The 17,877-nt window shown below is 53.6% G+C and carries 14 protein-coding genes and 4 pseudogenes; all 18 read left to right on the top strand.

Annotation, left to right across the window (positions count from 1 at the left end):
* Positions 1 to 64: 64 nt before the first annotated feature.
* The 18 genes and pseudogenes from XI25_RS25915 to recO all read left to right on the top strand — a co-directional run bounded on the left by XI25_RS25915 (position 65) and on the right by recO (position 17,655).
* Positions 65 to 1,243, top strand: a complete 1,179-nt coding sequence (locus tag XI25_RS25915) for an exonuclease SbcCD subunit D (protein ID WP_046680881.1) — start codon at positions 65 to 67, stop codon at positions 1,241 to 1,243.
* Positions 1,240 to 4,692, top strand: coding sequence for an AAA family ATPase (locus tag XI25_RS25910; protein ID WP_046680880.1), 3,453 nt, complete (start codon positions 1,240 to 1,242; stop codon positions 4,690 to 4,692). Before XI25_RS25915 ends, XI25_RS25910 begins: the two co-directional genes overlap by 4 nt.
* Positions 4,693 to 4,977: 285 nt before the next feature.
* Positions 4,978 to 5,337, top strand: coding sequence for a histidine triad nucleotide-binding protein (locus XI25_RS25905; protein ID WP_046680879.1), 360 nt, complete (start codon positions 4,978 to 4,980; stop codon positions 5,335 to 5,337).
* 220 nt (positions 5,338 to 5,557) lie between these two features.
* Positions 5,558 to 5,732, top strand: a pseudogene (rpsU, locus tag XI25_RS25900) (30S ribosomal protein S21).
* Positions 5,733 to 5,748: 16 nt separating this feature from the next.
* On the top strand, positions 5,749 to 6,189 hold the full coding sequence (locus tag XI25_RS25895; protein ID WP_046680878.1) for a GatB/YqeY domain-containing protein: 441 nt from the start codon (positions 5,749 to 5,751) through the stop codon (positions 6,187 to 6,189).
* Positions 6,190 to 6,464: 275 nt separating this feature from the next.
* Complete coding sequence (locus XI25_RS25890) at positions 6,465 to 7,793, top strand: NfeD family protein (protein ID WP_046680896.1); 1,329 nt, start codon at positions 6,465 to 6,467, stop codon at positions 7,791 to 7,793.
* Positions 7,794 to 7,893: 100 nt separating this feature from the next.
* Positions 7,894 to 8,904: a flotillin-like protein FloA gene (gene floA / locus XI25_RS25885; RefSeq protein WP_046680877.1), complete on the top strand. Its 1,011-nt coding sequence runs from the start codon at positions 7,894 to 7,896 to the stop codon at positions 8,902 to 8,904.
* A gap of 15 nt (positions 8,905 to 8,919) precedes the next feature.
* A complete protein-coding gene (locus tag XI25_RS25880) occupies positions 8,920 to 9,513 on the top strand; it encodes a hypothetical protein (protein WP_152669224.1) in 594 nt (197 codons plus the stop codon).
* A 218-nt stretch (positions 9,514 to 9,731) separates the two neighbouring features.
* A complete protein-coding gene (gene yqfC, locus XI25_RS25875) occupies positions 9,732 to 10,025 on the top strand; it encodes a sporulation protein YqfC (protein ID WP_046680875.1) in 294 nt (97 codons plus the stop codon).
* Positions 10,022 to 11,215 carry a sporulation protein YqfD gene (gene yqfD / locus XI25_RS25870; RefSeq protein ID WP_046680874.1) on the top strand — a complete coding sequence of 398 codons (1,194 nt, stop codon included), beginning with the start codon at positions 10,022 to 10,024 and terminating at the stop codon, positions 11,213 to 11,215. The genes yqfC and yqfD overlap by 4 nt, the downstream gene beginning before the upstream one ends.
* 6 nt (positions 11,216 to 11,221) lie before the next feature.
* Positions 11,222 to 12,194: pseudogene (locus XI25_RS25865) on the top strand (PhoH family protein).
* A gap of 14 nt (positions 12,195 to 12,208) precedes the next feature.
* Positions 12,209 to 14,492, top strand: a pseudogene (locus tag XI25_RS25860) (HD family phosphohydrolase).
* A gap of 26 nt (positions 14,493 to 14,518) precedes the next feature.
* Entirely contained in the window at positions 14,519 to 15,016 is a 498-nt protein-coding gene (ybeY, locus tag XI25_RS25855; protein WP_046680895.1) for an rRNA maturation RNase YbeY, read from the top strand.
* Positions 15,016 to 15,393, top strand: a complete 378-nt coding sequence (locus XI25_RS25850; RefSeq protein WP_046680873.1) for a diacylglycerol kinase family protein — start codon at positions 15,016 to 15,018, stop codon at positions 15,391 to 15,393. The genes ybeY and XI25_RS25850 overlap by 1 nt, the downstream gene beginning before the upstream one ends.
* Before the next feature lie 74 nt (positions 15,394 to 15,467).
* The gene (locus XI25_RS25845; protein WP_046680872.1) at positions 15,468 to 15,647 is read left to right on the top strand and encodes a hypothetical protein; all 180 of its coding nucleotides are present in this window, start codon (positions 15,468 to 15,470) and stop codon (positions 15,645 to 15,647) included.
* 1 nt (position 15,648) lies between these two features.
* A pseudogene (era, locus tag XI25_RS25840) lies at positions 15,649 to 16,576 on the top strand (GTPase Era).
* Positions 16,577 to 16,722: 146 nt separating this feature from the next.
* Positions 16,723 to 16,863: a YqzL family protein gene (locus tag XI25_RS32555; RefSeq protein ID WP_082112510.1), complete on the top strand. Its 141-nt coding sequence runs from the start codon at positions 16,723 to 16,725 to the stop codon at positions 16,861 to 16,863.
* Between the two features lie 36 nt (positions 16,864 to 16,899).
* Positions 16,900 to 17,655, top strand: coding sequence for a DNA repair protein RecO (recO, locus tag XI25_RS25835; protein WP_046680871.1), 756 nt, complete (start codon positions 16,900 to 16,902; stop codon positions 17,653 to 17,655).
* Positions 17,656 to 17,877 lie beyond the last annotated feature (222 nt).

Genomic DNA, 17,877 nt, shown 5'->3' with positions numbered 1-17,877 from the left:
TTCGTTCAAATCCGAAAAAGTTTTGGAACGAAAGGCGTGCAGGGGGAGAGGAGAACTGGGATTAATGCGGATTTTGCATACGGGAGACTGGCATCTTGGCCGGACGCTTGAAGGACGCAGCCGCCTTGCCGAGCAGGAAGCCTTTTTGGACGAGCTCGTGAAAATGGCGGACGATCAGCAGGCGGACTTGATTTTAATGGCGGGAGACGTCTACGATTCCGTCAACCCTCCGGCGGCTGCGGAGCAGCTGTTCTACGATGCGGCAGCCCGGCTGACGGAAGGGGGAAGGCCGCTGGTAGTCATCGCGGGAAATCACGACCAGCCGGAAAGGGTGGCCTCGGTGACGCCGCTCGTCACGAAACGCGGGATTACGCTGGTCGGGCTGCCAACGGCGGAATCGATCACCGTTACGGCTCCACGTACGGGCGAAACTGCCAAAATCGCCGCCCTGCCCTACCCTTCCGAGTCCAGGCTGAACGAGCTTCTCTCTGCGGATGGGGACGAGAACGAGCTTCGCCGGGCGTACAGTTCAAGAGTAGGAATGCTGATGAAAATGATGGCCCGGGGTTTTTCGCCGGAGACGGTGAATCTCGCCATGAGCCATATCTATGTCCTCGGCGGGGTGGAGAGCGAATCCGAACGTCCGATCCAGGTTGGGGGAGCTTATACGGTCGATCCCTCGGCGCTGGCGGTCGGAGCCTGCTATACGGCACTTGGTCATCTTCACCGGCCGCAGGCGGTTAAAGGAGACGGGATTGTCCGTTACAGCGGATCTCCGTTAGCATACAGCTTTTCGGAAGCGGGCCAGGCGAAATCGGTGACCTTGATCGATGTTTCCCCTGGCGGAACTCCGGTCATCGAGGAACTGTTCCTGACTTGCGGCCGTCCCCTCGTGCGATGGAAGGCGAAAGGCGGGCTGCAGGAGGTTTATCGCTGGCTGGAGGAAGGACGGGACGAACAGGCGTTTATTGACCTCGAGGTGTCCCTGACGGAAGCGATGGGCCTCTCGGATATCCAGCGGCTGCGCAAAAGCCGCGAAGGCATCGTACATATCCGGCCGATTTATCCTGAAATGGAGGCTCTGGAGCTTGAGGCGGAACGTTCCAGACTGCCCTTGCCGGAACTGTTCAAAAAATTCTATCAGCGGCAAACGGGAGGAGCCGAACCGGAGGAGAGTCTGGTGAACCTGTTTATGGAGCTGGTGGAACAGGAAGAAACCGAGCAGCCGGGGGTGGCGGAATGAAACCGATATTACTGAAAGTGGCCGGGCTTCAAAGCTACCGCGAGCCGCAAGAGATCGACTTTGAACAGCTGTGCGAGACGGGCCTGTTCGGGATATTCGGCCCGACGGGGAGCGGCAAATCCACCCTGCTGGACGCCATTACCCTGGCGATGTACGGCAAGGTGGAACGCGCGGTGAACGGGACGCAGGGCATCATGAATCACTCGGAGGACAGCCTCTCCGTTGCTTTTACCTTTGAACTTGCTTCTGCTGACGGGCCCGAGAGATACCGGGTCGAGCGCAGATTCAAGCGGTTGAATGAGCTGTCGGTAAGCAATACGATCAGCCGGTTCGTGAAAATCACGGGAACCGAAGAGGCTGTCGTCGCGGATAAGCTGGCGGATGTCACCCGCTGCGTGGAAGAGAAAATCGGGCTCAAAATGGATGACTTTACGCGGGCGGTAGTGCTCCCCCAAGGCAAGTTTGCCGAGTTTTTGTCGCTTAAGGGAAGCGAAAGGCGCCAGATGCTTCAGCGTCTCTTTCATCTGGAGCGCTATGGCGATCAGCTTGCCTTGAAGCTGAGCCGGAGAGTGAAGGACAATGATGCGGCGCTCAAGGCCGTGGAAGCCGAGCAGCAGGGCTTGGGCAGTGCAGGAAAAGAAGCGGTAGCCGAAGCGGAGAAGACTCTCAAGGAGGCCGCCGCGCAAGCGGAACATGCCAGACGAACTCTGCAGTCGGCCATGGAACGGAATGAGGCGTTAAGCAAAATCCGGGAGCTGGATTCGGAATATCGCCGCCTTAAAAGCAAGTTGGATGATTTATCCGCCCGCGATGAAGAGATCAAGGAATGCGAGCGACGCCTTGAGCTTGCCGCTGCTGCGAAAATTTTATTGCCCGTGCTGGAGTCCCGTAGGGAATCCGCGGCAAAATACAAATCGCTGCGGGAAAAGGCCGATATGATGCTCAAACAGGCGGAAGCCGCCGAACAAGAGGCGCTGCGGGCCGGCACCGCAGACGAAGCTTCGCAGGCAGCGCTGGTTGCGGAAGAGCCGAAGCTGCTGATGCGGTCCGAACAGCTGGAGCAGGCGGCGGTCCTGCAGCGGGAGCGGAACGTTTTGGCCGCGGAGCTTGCGTCGCTAACGACACATCGGGTTGAGGCCCGAAAATCGTTGGAGGAGATCCAGGAACAGCTGAATAAGGAGAAGGAGCTGCTGGAAAGAGGACAGAAGCGCAGGGAAGAGCTGCAGGAAAGCCTCAAGCAGCTCGAAACCCGGGCCCAGGATCGGCATCGTCTTCAGGAAGCGATGCAGAAGAAGCAGGCGATTCTCGCGGCCGAAGTCCTGCTGGCCAAAGCGGAGGCAGAGGCCAAGGCCCAGGCCGATAAGAACAGTCAAGCCGAAAAAGAGTTGAAGGAAGTCCGGCAGCGCGAATCCGAGATACTGAACGAGCTTCGCCAGCTCATGCAGGAAGGCGATCGGCTGAGAATTTCCGCCGCGGAAGCTGCCGGGCTTGCCGACCGCGGTTCCGCCTTGGCGGCTGCTGCGGTCAGGGCAATGGATGAAGCTGACCGCGAGCTGCAGCTTCATGCCCTGTCGCTGTCGCTGGCTGCCGAGCTTCGGGACGGCGAGGCTTGTCCGGTCTGCGGCAGCCTTCAACACCCGAATCCGGCAATCCCGGATTCGGGTAGGGGACAAGCCGGGGACAACCGCTTGGAGCGTGTCCGGATCCTTCAGGAGGAGCTGCAGGAGCTCCGCCTGGTACTGCGGCAGCAGCAGAACGAAGCGGAAGCGCTGCTCCAGGCGGATGAGGAGCGGAGTGATGAAGAAGCCGTTTCGGAGCCGCTCAAAGACAATCTTCCAGATATTTTCAAGGAGGCTCTCGAGGAGGCGGCTGCCGGATTGGAGACGGGGCCGTCGGCTTCCGTTCCTGAACCGGTGAAGCTGGAGAGTTTTGCCGCCGCGTTGAAAGCATTGTCATCCGGGCAGGCTTCGTCCTTGCGGCAAAGCCGCGAGAAATCGCAGATCACCCGGCAGAAGCTTACCGCCCTGCAACAGGAGACGACGCGGACAATAGCGACGGTCGAGAACGGTCTTGCCGTATTGGAGCAAATCACCGGCAGGTTGGCCGCCCTTCGGGAAGAGCTTACCGCCATGAAACGCTCCTGGGTGGAGTTTGCCGGCGCCCTTGATTTTGATTCCGTCGAGGCTCGATTCAAAGAAATGCAGGAACGGGATGCCAAAGCGGAGTCCGTCAAGGAGGGCCTGGAGCGCAGCGTGCCGTTTCTGGAAGAGAAGAAACAAAGCGTCCAGCGCCTTGAAGCCCGGCACCGTGATCTTGAGAAGCAGCTGATCCTGTGGGACTCGCAGCATCAAGGCAAACAGGAGCTACTGGAGGAGAAGGATGAACGCCTCCGGTCCTGGATCGGCGACAGCTCCGCGGAGGAACTGCTTCAGGAATGCCGACAGCGGCTGCAGAACTTGAAGGAGGCCGCAGAGCGAACCCGCGAACTGCGCAGGAAAGCGGAGGAGGCCAAGCAGCAGGCGGCCAGAGAGTCGGCCGTAGCGGGGCAGGCCGCCGAATCCGCCGCCGACCATGCCAAGGCAGCCGAGCAGCGCTGGATAACGGAGCTGAACGGCTCGCCGTTTGCCACGGAAGAAGGGGTCAGGGATGCGAGCATGTCCCCGGAGGAGGCTGAGCAAACGGCGGCGCTTGTTCAGCAGCATCGGGACGGGCAGCGCGAGTGGACCCTGAGGCTGAAAGATATTGAGCTGAAGCTCGGGGGAACGGTCTTCAGCGAAGACGAATGGCAAGAATCCTGCAGGATTCTTGCCGAGTGCCGCCAGGCCGACGAAAACGCCATCCAGCAGAAGGCTCGGGCCGAACGGGACCTTGAGGATCTGCGGAAACGCCATGCCCGCTTTATGGAGCTGGAGGACAGGCGCGCGTTGCTTGCCAAGGAAGGCGAGCGCCTGTCCAAGCTGCAATCTTGCCTCAGAGGAAACGCGTTCGTCGAATATGTGGCGGAGGAACAGCTGATGCAGGTCAGCCAATCGGCTTCGCAGCGGTTGAGGTTTCTCACGAAGCAGCGCTATTCCCTGGAGGTCGATTCCGGCGGCGGGTTTGTCATCCGGGACGATGCCAACGGCGGCGTCAAACGTCCCGTTTCTACCCTTTCCGGGGGAGAAACGTTCCTGACCTCCCTGTCGCTCGCGCTGGCGCTATCCGCCCAAATCCAGTTAAGAGGGCAGTATCCGCTGCAGTTTTTCTTTCTGGATGAAGGTTTCGGAACGCTGGATCCGGAGCTTCTCGATACCGTGATCACTTCGCTCGAACGACTGCACAGCGACAAACTGACGGTAGGCATCATCAGCCATGTGCCGGAGCTGAGGGCGCGTCTTCCCCGGAAGCTCGTCGTTCAGCCTGCGGGCCAAGCCGGCGGGGGATCCCGGATTGTTTTGGAGAAAATGTAACGTGTCAGGACGGCGTGATTTTTTTCACAGAGACAGCTGCAGGCGACTGTTATAATACAGCTAAGCCGACATTCTTATTGAAGAAGCACCCCGGCGGACGTATGGATGAGAGACGCGAACATCGCTCTTTTCATACGCCCGCTTGCTGGACAGCTGTGTTCCAGCTGACCGGGTGCTTCTCTTTTTTTACCCGGATTCCAGGTTGTATTACAGCCTGCCGTATTGGACGCGTCCTTCCGTTTCTTGTATGATGGGAGCAGGATAACCGATGAAGGAGGAGACGTAATGGACTGTTTGTTTTGTAAAATCGTAAATGGTGATATTCCTTCCAAGAAGGTGCTTGAAAATGACCGCGTGCTCGTATTCCATGACATTCAGCCGGCGGCGCCGGTTCATGTACTGATCATTCCGAAGAAGCATATGGCTTCGATGAACGACGTCATGCCTGAGGATCTGGGGCTGATCGCCGATATCCACCAGGCTGCCCAGGAAGCTGCAAAAGAACTCGGCATTGCCGATAGCGGCTACCGTTTAATCAACAACTGCGGCCGGGACGGAGAACAGACGGTACATCATCTGCACTATCATTTGCTGGGAGGCGCGCGGCTCGGAGCGCTTACGGGCATATCCTCGTCCCATGCGTAAACCTGACGAGGCTTTATTGCGGAACGATACATATTGACGATCTGCCCGGTGAACATCCGCTCAGGCAGTCCTTCTATTTGAGAAGACATCGATATGCGTTTTTCTTCTCTCCTTAAAAAAAGCCGTCAAGGTTGACACCTTATTTCCGTTTGCCCTATAATGAAGAATGATGAACCGTGTTATTGCTCTTGGACGGTCTGGTCGGAGGGAGGGAAAACTGGTGTCTGAAACGAAAGTTCGCAAAAACGAGACAATTGATGCTGCACTTCGTCGCTTCAAACGTTCCATTGCTAAAGATGGCGTCTTGGCTGAAGTGAAGAAACGCAAGCATTATGAAAAGCCAAGCGTAAAGCGCAAGAAAAAAGTCCGAGGCTGCTCGTAAGAGAAAGTTTTAGGAGGATATGAACTAGCATGAATCTTAGCGAACGATTGAACGAAGATATGAAGCAAGCGATGAAGAGTAAGGACAAGTTCAAACTCTCCACCATTCGAATGGTTCGTTCGACGATTAAAAATCTTGAAATAGATTTGAAAAGAAGTTTGGATGACAACGAAGTGCTTGATATTTTAAGTCGTGAAATCAAACAGCGCAAAGATGCCCTCCAAGAATTTGAAAAAGCGGGTCGTGACGATCTTGCCGCCGATGCGAAAGCAGAAATTGAACTTCTGACCGCCTACCTTCCGGAACAGCTTTCTGAAGAAGAAATTAAAGTCATTGTACAGCAGACCATCCAGGAAACCGGTGCTTCTTCAAAAGCCGAGATGGGGAAAGTTATGAGTGCTCTCATGCCCAAAGTCAAAGGGCGTGCGGACGGAAAACTTGTGAATCAAGTGGTTCAACAATTTCTGTAATAACATAAGCGAAACACTCCTTGAGTTGTCAAGGAGTGTTTTTTCTTGAGAAAAGGAAAAGAATTCCCTTGATCCCCGGTCTGCCGCATATTTTTTGAAACGAAACCCAAAGTTATTCGTAGTACTTACCATAACGCGGGAAGTTCGTACATAATTTATCCCGAGGCAGTTCTTTGCCGTTTACCCTTAGGTTGATGCGTTCTGCCTGCAAAATATGTCATAAAGGAGGGGATAAAGTGGAAAAAATACGATTCAAAGGCCGCCGATTTTGGCTGATGATGCTCGCTTTGACCTGGGCATTCCTATCCGTAGGCTTATTTATCATACCCGGCAAATCGGAGGCGGCTGCCAACAGCGGCTCGGTGTACGTGATTCCGGTGGAGCATCAAATTGAGCGGGGATTAACCAGCTTTATGGAACGCGGATTTAAGGAAGCCGAGGAGATGGGAGCCGGATTGATCGTGATGGAAATCAATACCCCGGGCGGGAGAGTGGATCAGGCCGAGGAAATCGGACAGCTGATCCGAAACAGCAAAATCCCTACGGTTGCCTACATCCGGGGAAACGCCGCTTCGGCCGGAAGCTACATCTCGCTGAATGCCGACAAGATCGCCATGGCGCAGGGAAGCATGATCGGTGCCGCCTCTATGGTGGACGGCTCGGGCAACCCCATTGAAGACGCCAAGCTCGTAGCCTGGTGGAAAAGCAAAATGAATAGTGCGGCCAAAGCGAACGGACGAGATCCCAAGATTGCCGAAGGCATGGCGGACATGAAAATCGAAGTGGAAATGCCCGAAATCGGCAAGACGAAGAGAGCCGGTGAAATAATCGCGCTGTCTCATGACGAAGCCCTGAAGGTGGGATACGCCGACAAGATTGCCGACAGCACGAATGAGGTTATCGAGTGGATGGGGTATTCCACGAACGATGTGTTTCATATGGAGCGCACCTTTACCGAAAAACTCGCGACTTTTCTCACGCACCCCGGGGTCATGACACTTCTTCTGTTCGTCGGAATTGCGGGCGTCGTCATTGAGCTGATCGTACCGGGCTTCGGCGTTCCGGGGATTCTCGGCATTATTGGGTTCGTTCTGTATTTCTTCGGCAATTACGTTGCCGGTTTCGCGGGAATGGAGACGTGGCTTTTGTTCATTATCGGGATCGCCCTGATGGCGATGGAGCTTTTTGTGCCGAGTTTCGGCATTCTGGGCATTCTGGGTTCCATCAGCCTGATCTTCGGGGTAGTGAGGGCAGCCTACAGCACGGCTCATGTGGCATGGTCGTTAGGCATTGCCTTTGTCTGCGCTGTGGTGGCCATCGTGGTTGTGGCTCTTATATTCAAAGAACGCGGAATATGGAACAAATTTATTTTGAGCGAAAGCCTCACCAAGGACAAAGGGTACATCCCCATAGAAGACCGCGATACGCTTGTCGGATTGACGGGCAGAAGCATTACGCCGCTTCGACCGTCCGGGACCGCTGAATTCGGAGGTCAACGCATGGACGTCGTTACGGTCGGGGGCTTTATTGATTCGGGCCGCTTCATACGAATCGTGAAAACCGACGGAACCCGGATCGTGGTTGAGGAAACGGAAGAGACTTAAGATCGGGGAATGAAGCGCCGTCGTCTTTTAGAATGACGGACTCGGAAATACTTAGTAATATGGACATAACAAATATATCGTATGGAGGATGATGTGTAAGATGGCTCTTGATGGTTCTTTAATTACTATTCTATTGATCGGGGTTGTGGCGATCATCCTGCTCAGCGTATTTTTCAGCTTTTTCCCGCTGATGCTTTGGATCTCCGCGCTCGCTTCCGGCGTGCGCATCGGGATCATTACGCTCGTGGCCATGCGGCTCCGGCGCGTTACCCCAAGCCGGATCGTAAACCCGCTCATCAAAGCGACAAAGGCGGGGCTTGGGCTTAACATTAACCAGCTGGAAAGCCACTACCTGGCCGGCGGTAACGTTGACCGCGTCGTCAATGCGCTGATTGCCGCTCAGCGTGCCAACATTCCGCTTGAGTTTGAACGTGCGGCAGCGATCGACCTGGCCGGACGGGATGTGCTTCAGGCGGTTCAGATGAGCGTTAACCCGCGCGTTATTGAAACGCCAATCGTCGCGGCTGTAGCCAAAGACGGCATCGAGGTTAAAGTTAAAGCGCGCGTAACGGTTCGCGCCAACATTGACCGCCTTGTCGGGGGTGCGGGTGAAGAGACGATCATTGCCCGCGTCGGCGAAGGCATCGTTACTACGGTAGGCTCTTCCGCATCGCATAAGGACGTGCTGGAAAATCCGGATCTCATTTCCAGAACCGTATTGTCCAAAGGTCTGGATGCCGGAACGGCCTTTGAAATTCTGTCCATCGACATCGCGGACGTAGACGTAGGCAAAAACATCGGCGCTTACCTGCAAACGGAACAAGCGGAAGCCGACAAACGGATTGCTCAGGCCAAGGCCGAGGAACGCCGAGCAATGGCCGTTGCCCAGGAGCAGGAAATGAAGGCGCGCGTCGTCGAGATGAGAGCGCGCGTGGTGGAATCCGAATCCGAGGTGCCTTTGGCTATGGCCGAAGCGCTTAGAAGCGGACAGCTGGGCGTCATGGATTACATGAACTTGAAAAACATTGAAGCGGATACCCAGATGAGAGGTTCCCTTGGCAAGATGGGCGAGAACACGGACGGTTCCGACAACTCCAAAAATAACAAATAGAGATGAGGTGCGCCCTTGATGGAATGGATCATGGACAACATTTACATCGTCGCGGGCATCCTTTTCTTTATCGTTTCTTCACTGGGCAGGCTGGGTAAAGGCGGCGAGGAGAAAAAGCCGGCCCGGATGCCAAGCTTTGGAGGCGGGGACGACCGTCCCGGTGAGCCCGATAGGCGAAATGAGCCGCCTACCGTCACGTCCGAACCGAGACGTTCCGCGTCGTCAAGCCGCTCGGAGGATTGGGCTGATGAGGACGAGACTGAATATGCCCACGAGCCCTCCTATACCGAATTGGACGAAGGCTATGGCAGAGCTCGGGAAGCCGAGTCGCGCCAGGAGTCACATTCCGAGAGGTTGGATCCCGAAGTGATCAGCGAGAGGATGGAAGCGAGAAAGCAGCAGATGCAGAAGGAACTCGAGGGGACATACGCCCATTTGGACCGGAATTCATCCACCCGCCAGACCCGAAGCAACGGGGAAACTTCCCCGGTCGGCGGCGGTTCGGGGTTAAGCCGATCCAAACTTGCTGAACAGGCTGTGCAAGGCGTGATCTGGTCCGAGATCCTGGGCCCTCCGCGCTCCAGAAGACCGATGGGACGCAAGCGTTAAATCATCGTGAATTGCAGTATAAGTTGTAATATGAAAAATATTCTGTAATGCGTGTATTGTAATATTATAGAAGACCGCTTTCTTCTTTTTGGGAGAAAGCGGTCTTTTTGTACATGCTTTTTTTCTTCAGGGAACCCTGGTGCCAAGCCGCAAAGCCTAGCATAAAAAGGGCTTTACGGGCATAAGGTGTACAGTACAGGAAGGGGGAAGGCCTTCATATGTCCCGCATCAGCCGCAAACTGCAGAAATTCACTCAAGAAATGCTTGATTTGCCGCAGGATCTGCTGTTTGACTTGCCGCGGTTGACCCTGATCGGAAATCAAGAACTCCATATCGAAAACCACCGTGGCGTGCTTCATTTTTCCGCGGAGAAGCTTGTCCTGTCCCTCGCCCAGGGAGCTCTGGAAATCACGGGAGCCGGTCTTTCCATTCGGGCGATTCAAAGCAGTGAAGTCACGATAGAAGGTAGAATCCATCACATTCAATATATAGAAACGGGGGAAAAACCGTGAATATTCCGACAATGATATTTATCAGAGGTTATCTTAAGCTGAAGGTGCGCGGAGAGCGCGTGGCCGCTTTCATCAACGCATTGTCGGAAGCGGGGACCCCGATATGGGAAGTGAAGCCCACAGACCCGTTTACCGCCGAATTTAAGCTTCTGCTGAGCGACTTTAAGAGTCTCCGCCCTTTGCTCAAGCGGACAGGCTGCCGGACGCGGATATTGGAGCGTCACGGCTTGCCGTTTCGGGCGATCCGTTTGTGGAGAAGGAAGGTGTTTGTCGCGGGGATCGCCGTCTTTTTTGCCATACTGATGATGCTGTCCTCCATGGTTTGGAAAATTGAAGTGGAAGGAAATAAGACCGTGGCCTCGGAGGATGTGCTGGATGCCGCCAAACAGGAAGGCTTATTTACATATCAGTGGATTTTCCGGCTTAAACCGCTGGACAGGCTTTCCTCCAACTTGACTACCCGTCTTCCGGGTACCTCATGGGTTGGCGTGGAACGAAACGGTACAAGCATCAAAATCCAGGTGGTCGAGGCAGAGGTGCCGAAAAAGCCGGTGCTTCAAAATCCCCGTCATCTGGTCAGTACAAGCGATGCCATTATCACTCATATATATGCCGAAAAGGGCGTGCCCAAAGTACAGGTCAACTCCCGTGTGAAAAAGGGCGACATTCTCATTTCCGGCGTTATCGGGGATGAAGAGAACAGCCAAACCGTCGTGGCCAAAGGAGAAGTCAGGGGATTGGTATGGCATGAATACCAGATCGAGGTTCCGCTCGAGAAAACGAGAAAAATCTATACCGGGGAGTACGCCCAAAAAACATACTTTGTTATCGGCAACCGCGCGGTACAGCTGTGGGGATATGGCGATATCCCTTACCAAAAGCACGAAACTTTGACGCTATACGACCCCTTGAAATGGCGTTCGAGGGAACTCCCGATCGGCTGGATGAAAGAGAAAGTAATGGAGGTATCCGAAACCAAAGAGAGGGTCACGGAGGAAGAGGCCAAGAAACAAGGATTGGACAGCGCTTTTCGCGATATTTTGTCCAAATACGGCTCCGATTCCCGCCTGATCAGCCAAAAAATTTTGCATGATAAGAAAGAGAATGGTAAAGTTTATATGAAAGTGCTTTTTGAGGTGGAAGAGACCATCGCGAAAGAACTTCCCATAGTATACAATCAAGGAGAATGAGGCTATTTGTCACAGCAAACGACCAGCAGTCAGATTTATTTGCAAAGCGCGTCTGAAGGGCTTTCCTTGTTCGGGCCGCAGGATACGTTTTTAAAAATCATCGAATCGGAGATTCCCGCCAGGATCGATTCTCGGGAGGCGATCATTAACATCTCCGGGGAACCGCGTCAGGTGGAAAGCCTTCAGCAGCTGTTTGAGGTACTTCTCCAACTGGTTCGCAACGGCTATATCCTGACCGAGAGGGACGTTCTTTACGCGGTTGATCTGGCCAAGGATTTGCGTGCTGACCAGCTGCTCGATCTTTATAAAGGTGAAATCACGACCACATTTCGGGGCAAACCGATTCGCGTCAAGACGATCGGCCAGAAGCATTACGTTACGACCATCAAAAAAAGAGACATCGTTTTCGGCATAGGCCCGGCAGGGACAGGCAAAACGTATCTTGCCGTCGTGCTGGCGGTCACCGCGCTGAAGGAGGGGACGGTTAAACGGATCATTTTGACCCGTCCTGCCGTGGAAGCGGGCGAAAGTTTGGGCTTTCTGCCCGGCGATCTCCAGGAAAAGGTGGATCCATACCTTCGTCCGTTGTATGATGCGCTGTATGATGTCATGGGACCGGATCAGGTGGCGAAAGCGCTTGAAAGAGGCTTGATTGAAATTGCGCCGCTCGCCTACATGAGGGGGCGTACCCTCGACGACTCATTTATTATCTTGGATGAAGCGCAGAACACGACGCCTGAGCAAATGAAAATGTTTTTGACGCGGCTCGGTTTCGGCTCGAAAATGGTCATTACCGGGGACGTTACCCAGATTGACCTGCCGCGCGGTAAAAAATCGGGTCTGGTGGAAGCCAGAACGATTCTCAGCGAAATTGAAGATATCGGATTCGTTTATTTTGCGGAGCAAGATGTTGTACGGCACTCTTTAGTCCAAAAAAATCATCGTCGCATATGACAAAGCTGCAGAAAACCAAGTTTAAAGGGGATTGTCGCTATGGCCTCCAAAGAACCATCGACGGACAAGTCCATATCAGTTAAAAACAACGGATGGAAATATAGCGTGGCGACACGCTATATTCTGTTTTTGTTGTTGGCGCTGTTTTTTTTATATCAGTCTCTCGGTAAAGCTGCTGCCCGAGAGGTATGATATAAAAGTAGGCACGCGCAGCGAGAAAAATATTCCGGCGCCCGTGCAAATCGAAGACAGCAAAGCGACGCTGAAGGCGCAGGAGGAAGCGGCCGAGCGGGTTCAACCGATCTATACGTACGTTCCGCTTCGCAACGACGTGCTTGTGCAGCAGCTTTTTGAACGGATTGACCGGCTGAATCAGGACGAGGTTTCGGAACAGGACAAGATAACCATCTACAAGGAAGAAATTCCGCAGCGCATTAACGATTTTGTGAACAATTTCATAACGAGCAATAAAAACTCGGAGGCTTATCCGCCGGAGCTGCTTGAAGAAATGAAGAAGGTGATCGAGCAGCAAACCTACCGGGTTCCGGAGGAAACGTTCATCAAAATTCCGCGGCTCGACACCGAGGAGATCAACAAGATGAAATCGGTAGCCAGGGATATCGTTTCCCGGCTGATGAATGAAATCGTCGATGCCCAGACCGCGCGGGCAAAGGTTGCCGAGCTTGTCAGCACGAGTTCGCTGAATAGCCGGACATCCCGTGAAGTTGTTCAGGAACTGGTCCGTTTGTCGATAACGGCGAACAAGTTTTATAACGAGGTGGCTACGAAGGAAGCCAAGGTCGAAGCCCGCGAGAATACGCAGCCTGTATTTATCAAGCAAGGCGACATCCTTGTCGAGAAAGGCCAATTGATCACGCCGGAGCTGTACGAGTTCCTGGGCAAAAACGGTCTGTTGAAGGACGAGATTACCTATTGGCCCGAGCTTGGCATTTTGTTGTTTTCGCTGCTTCTTTCGATTGGCATTCTGATGTTTATCCGCCAGTCGGATATGAATATTTTCAAGTACAACAACTCTCAAATCCTGATGCTCGTACTGATTTATGCGATTACGCTGATAACGATGCATGTTGCCGGGTACCTGCAGACGGAAGAGAGAATTTACGTCGGCTATTTGGCGCCGGTAGCGATCGGGGTTATTTTTGTAACCTTGCTGCTGGATATGCCGCTCGCTTTATTCAATACGATCATTTTCAGCATTCTGTCCAGCGTGATTTTGAATGTGGACAAAGGGGAAATGTTCGATTTCCGGTTCGGCTTTTTCGCGGCGGTGACATCCTGTGTGGCTATTTTTGCGATCCACCGGGCGAGTCAGCGTTCGACACTGCTGAAAGGCGGTATCATGGTTTCGCTGTTCGGGGCGCTGTCCGTTTTGATTATGCTGCTGGTGCACGACACCTCATGGACGAGAGCGGAGTCGTTATACGCGCTTGCTTTTGCGATTGCCGGCGGCCTACTAACCGCAGTGCTGGTCATTGGATTGATGCCGTTCTTCGAGGTTACCTTCGGCATTCTGTCGGCTTTGAAGCTGGTGGAGCTGTCCAATCCCAACCATCCGCTGCTGCGCAAGCTTTTAACGGAAACCCCGGGAACCTACCATCACAGCGTCATGGTGGGCAACCTGTCCGAGGCTGCGGCGGAAGCCATCGGCGCGGACGGCTTGCTGTGCCGGGTAGGCTCCTACTATCACGATATCGGCAAGACAAAGCGGCCCATCTATTTCATCGAGAATCAGAACAATATGGAAAACCCCCACGATTCCATCGAGCCCAAGCTCAGCAAATCGATTATCGTCGCCCATGCGCGCGACGGGGTGGAGATGCTGAAGGATTATAAGCTGCCTAAGCCGATCCGCGATATTGCCGAGCAGCACCACGGAACGACGTTTCTGCATTACTTCTACCATAAGGCATTGCGCCAGGCGGAAGAGCAGGGCATCCAGCCTGACTTTACCGAAGATGATTTCCGCTACCCTGGGCCGAAGGCGCAGTCCAAGGAGGCGGCGGTCGTCGGCATTGCGGACAGCGTCGAGGCGGCGGTGCGGTCACTGCGGAAACCGACGGTGGACCAGGTGGAATCGATGATCGAAAAAATCATCAAAAGCCGTCTGGACGACCACCAGTTTAACGAGTGCGACCTGACCATGAAAGAGCTGGACATCATTGCCAGGACGTTGAAAGAAACCGTGATGGGCATTTTCCATTCCCGGATCGAATATCCGGAGGAAATGAAAAAAGACAAACCGGAACATCCCGCGGGTTTTAAAAAAAACGGGCGAAGGCGGACAGCAGCCGGATTCCAATGAAGATCAGAGAAGGAGCGTTTAGAAAAATGAGCTTGCAGCTGGTATGGAACAACGAACAGGAAGAGTTCCCGATAACGGACGAACTGATCTCGCTGCTGGATCGAATTTTGCAGCAGGCGGGTATGGCGGAGGGCATTACGGAAGGCGAAGTGGACCTTACGTTTGTGAATGACGCCCAGATTCATGAGCTGAATAAAGAATACCGCGGAATCGACCGTCCAACGGATGTCCTGTCGTTTGCTTTGAACGAGGAAACCGATGAAGAACTCCAAATCATATATGAACTTGATGAGGCAGAGGATATGACGGATGTTCCCGACATGTTGGGAGATATTATCATTTCGGTACCGCGGGCCAAGCTGCAGAGCGAAGAATACGGGCACTCTCTCGAAAGGGAGCTCGGCTTCCTGTTCGTACATGGTTTTCTTCATTTGCTGGGATATGATCATCAGGACGAGGCGAGCGAGGCGGAAATGATGGGCAAGCAGGAAACCGTGCTTGAGAAAGTGGGTCTAACCCGGTAGTGAAACCGCTCAAACCCTCTTTTCGTGCGTCCTTCTCGTTCGCGATCCAAGGCATCGTCCACGCTTTAAAAAAAGAAAGAAACATGAAGATCCATGCCGCTGCCGCCGCCGCTGTTTTTATTGCGGCGGCTCTGCTCAATTTAGAGCCCGTCCGATGGCTGTTTTTGCTGCTTGCCGTTACCCTTGTTATTTCAGCCGAATTGATGAATACGGCGGTGGAAGCGGTGGTGGATCTGGTATCGCCGGAGTCGCATCCTTTGGCCCGCATAGCGAAGGACACGGCTGCCGGGGCTGTTCTGGTCTGTGCCGTCTTTGCTGCTATCGTCGGGATTATTATATTTTATGGACCGCTAATTTCCTGGATCCGTTCCTTATGATCCCGGGATAACAGACAGAGGTATTTGATATTATAATGGGCAAGAGCTTTTTTTTATGGACACGGGGGCATTTGATGCAGAAAGCGATTAAAGCCCGGACCCGGGATTACATTCCTTATTCCGATTTCGGCGTCGGTGCCGCGCTGCCGGATATGAAGTTGATTCTGGGAAACATGAAGGGCGATATCCGAGAAACTATCGTTGGTGGGCTCCTTCCGGGGGCTTTCGGCCCGTGGGATTTGAAATCCAAGTAAAATGCAGCAAGGCTGGAGGAACATATGGACAAAAAAAACGTTTAAATCGGGCTTTGTGGCGATTATTGGCCGTCCGAACGTCGGTAAATCCACATTGATGAATCAGGTGATCGGCCAAAAAATCGCCATCATGTCGGACAAGCCGCAAACCACCCGGAATAAAATACATGGCGTATATACAACCGATCATTCCCAGGTGGTTTTCCTGGACACGCCGGGGATTCACAAAAGGAAATCCAAGCTCGGCGATTACATGAACCAGACCGCTCTCGGGACATTGGGCGAGGTGGAGGCGGTGCTGTTTCTTGTGGATGCGTCCGAGGGTTTTGGCGGCGGCGACCGCTTTATAACGGAGCAGCTCAAGAATATCAAAACTCCGGTCATTCTCGTGATGAACAAAATCGACAAAATCGAGCCGGAAGCGCTGCTTCCGCTCATCGAAGAATACCGCAAACTTCACGACTTTGCGGAGATCGTTCCGATTTCGGCTAAACTCGGCAGCAATGTGAACACGCTGCTGGGCCAAATCCAGAAATACCTGCCGCCCGGTCCGCAGTATTATCCCGAGGATCAGGTGACCGACCATCCGGAGCAGTTTGTCTGCGCGGAATTGATCCGGGAGAAAATTCTGCACATGACGCGTGAAGAAGTGCCGCATTCGATCGCGGTTACGATTGAGGATATGCGGGTAGAAGACAATGGCACGGTTCATATATCAGCCGTTATTTTTGTGGAACGCGATTCCCAGAAGGGAATCATTATCGGCAAGCAGGGCTCTTTGCTGAAGGAAGTCGGACGGCAGGCCCGCCAGGACATCCAGAAGCTGCTTGGTTCCAAAATCTTTCTTGAGCTGTGGGTGAAAGTAAAAAAAAGACTGGCGCAACCAGGAACGCGTTCTCCGGGATCTCGGGTTTCACCGGGGACAGTAGCCGAAACCGCCGTTTTGGCTGTCGTCCCGTGCATAACGGCCGTCCGGGCATTTCCTGCCAACAATTGCAAATCATAAATCCCGCCGGTTGGCACATCCTATTTTCGTAGATGGGAGACGTCATTTCCGAAGAGAGGATGAATACGAATGCGAGATTTTTCGTGGAAGTATTTTGCAATGACTGGAGATGTCGATGCTTACTTGCTGTACAAGGAATCCGGCGGCATCACGGAGATTCCCGAGGCGGCAGCGGATGAAGAGGCGGTTCATTATGAAGAGAACGAATGATGTCTGGTTGTTCCAGGAATGGTTGGGGGACAGGACATGCTATACAGGGCGGAAGGGATCGTCATCCGCAGCATGGATTACGGCGAAGGGAACAAAATCATTACGCTTTGCACCGAAAAATCCGGGAAGGTAGGCGTTCTGGTCCGGGGGGCGAAGAAAGTAAAAAGCCGGCATGCTGCCTTGACGCAGCCTTTTACTTACGGTGAATATGTGTTTTTTCGCAACGGTACGGGACTCGGGACGTTAAACGCGGGAGAAATCATAGAGTCCCATCACCTTCTTCGGGAGGATTTGATGAAAGCCGCCTACTCCTCATATGCCTGCGAGCTGCTTGATCGGGTTCTGCAGGATGAGGAGACGGGCGCTTTTTGGTTTCATCAGCTGAAGGCTTGCCTCGGCGCGTTGGATGAAGGGAAAGACCCGCAAATCATCATCCACCTGTACGAGATGAAAATCCTGCAGGCTGCCGGTTACGGCCCCGAATTGGGAGTGTGCATCTCTTGCGGCCATGAACGAAGCGATGAGGACATGTCGGTCAGTCCAAGGCTTGGAGGTTTGCTGTGCAAGCACTGCAGGCATCTGGACCCGCCGGCTCTTCCGGTATCTCCCAAGACGCTTAAGCTGCTCCGTCTGTTCTCGCGATTGGATCTTCGCAGGCTCGGCGCCATAGACGTGAAGGACGCCACCAAGGCCGAATTGAAAAAGATCATGAGGGCATTGATGGATATGCAGCTTGGCCTGCAGCTGAAATCGCAATATTTTCTCGATCAGATGGACAAGTATGACATTTGACGCCAGGACGAAAATTAGGTATCATATGATAAGATTTCTAATTTTTGAATTGATCATGCGTTGAACGGGAAAGTAGTGGAACTTGGTCCTGATTTTAGCGAGCCGGAGATGGTGGGAGTCCGGCGGAGCAACTCCATGAAACGGCGACCCGGGAGCATGCCGTACGTGATAAAGTGGGTCTCCCTATAGGAGGCCAAGTAGGGTGGAACCGCGGGAAGCTGA

Source organism: Paenibacillus sp. DMB20 (assembly GCF_000987955.1).
In the GTDB taxonomy this organism is placed as follows: Bacteria; Bacillota; Bacilli; order Paenibacillales; family Paenibacillaceae; genus Paenibacillus_AQ.
This window is presented reverse-complemented; position numbering and strand designations above follow the sequence as displayed.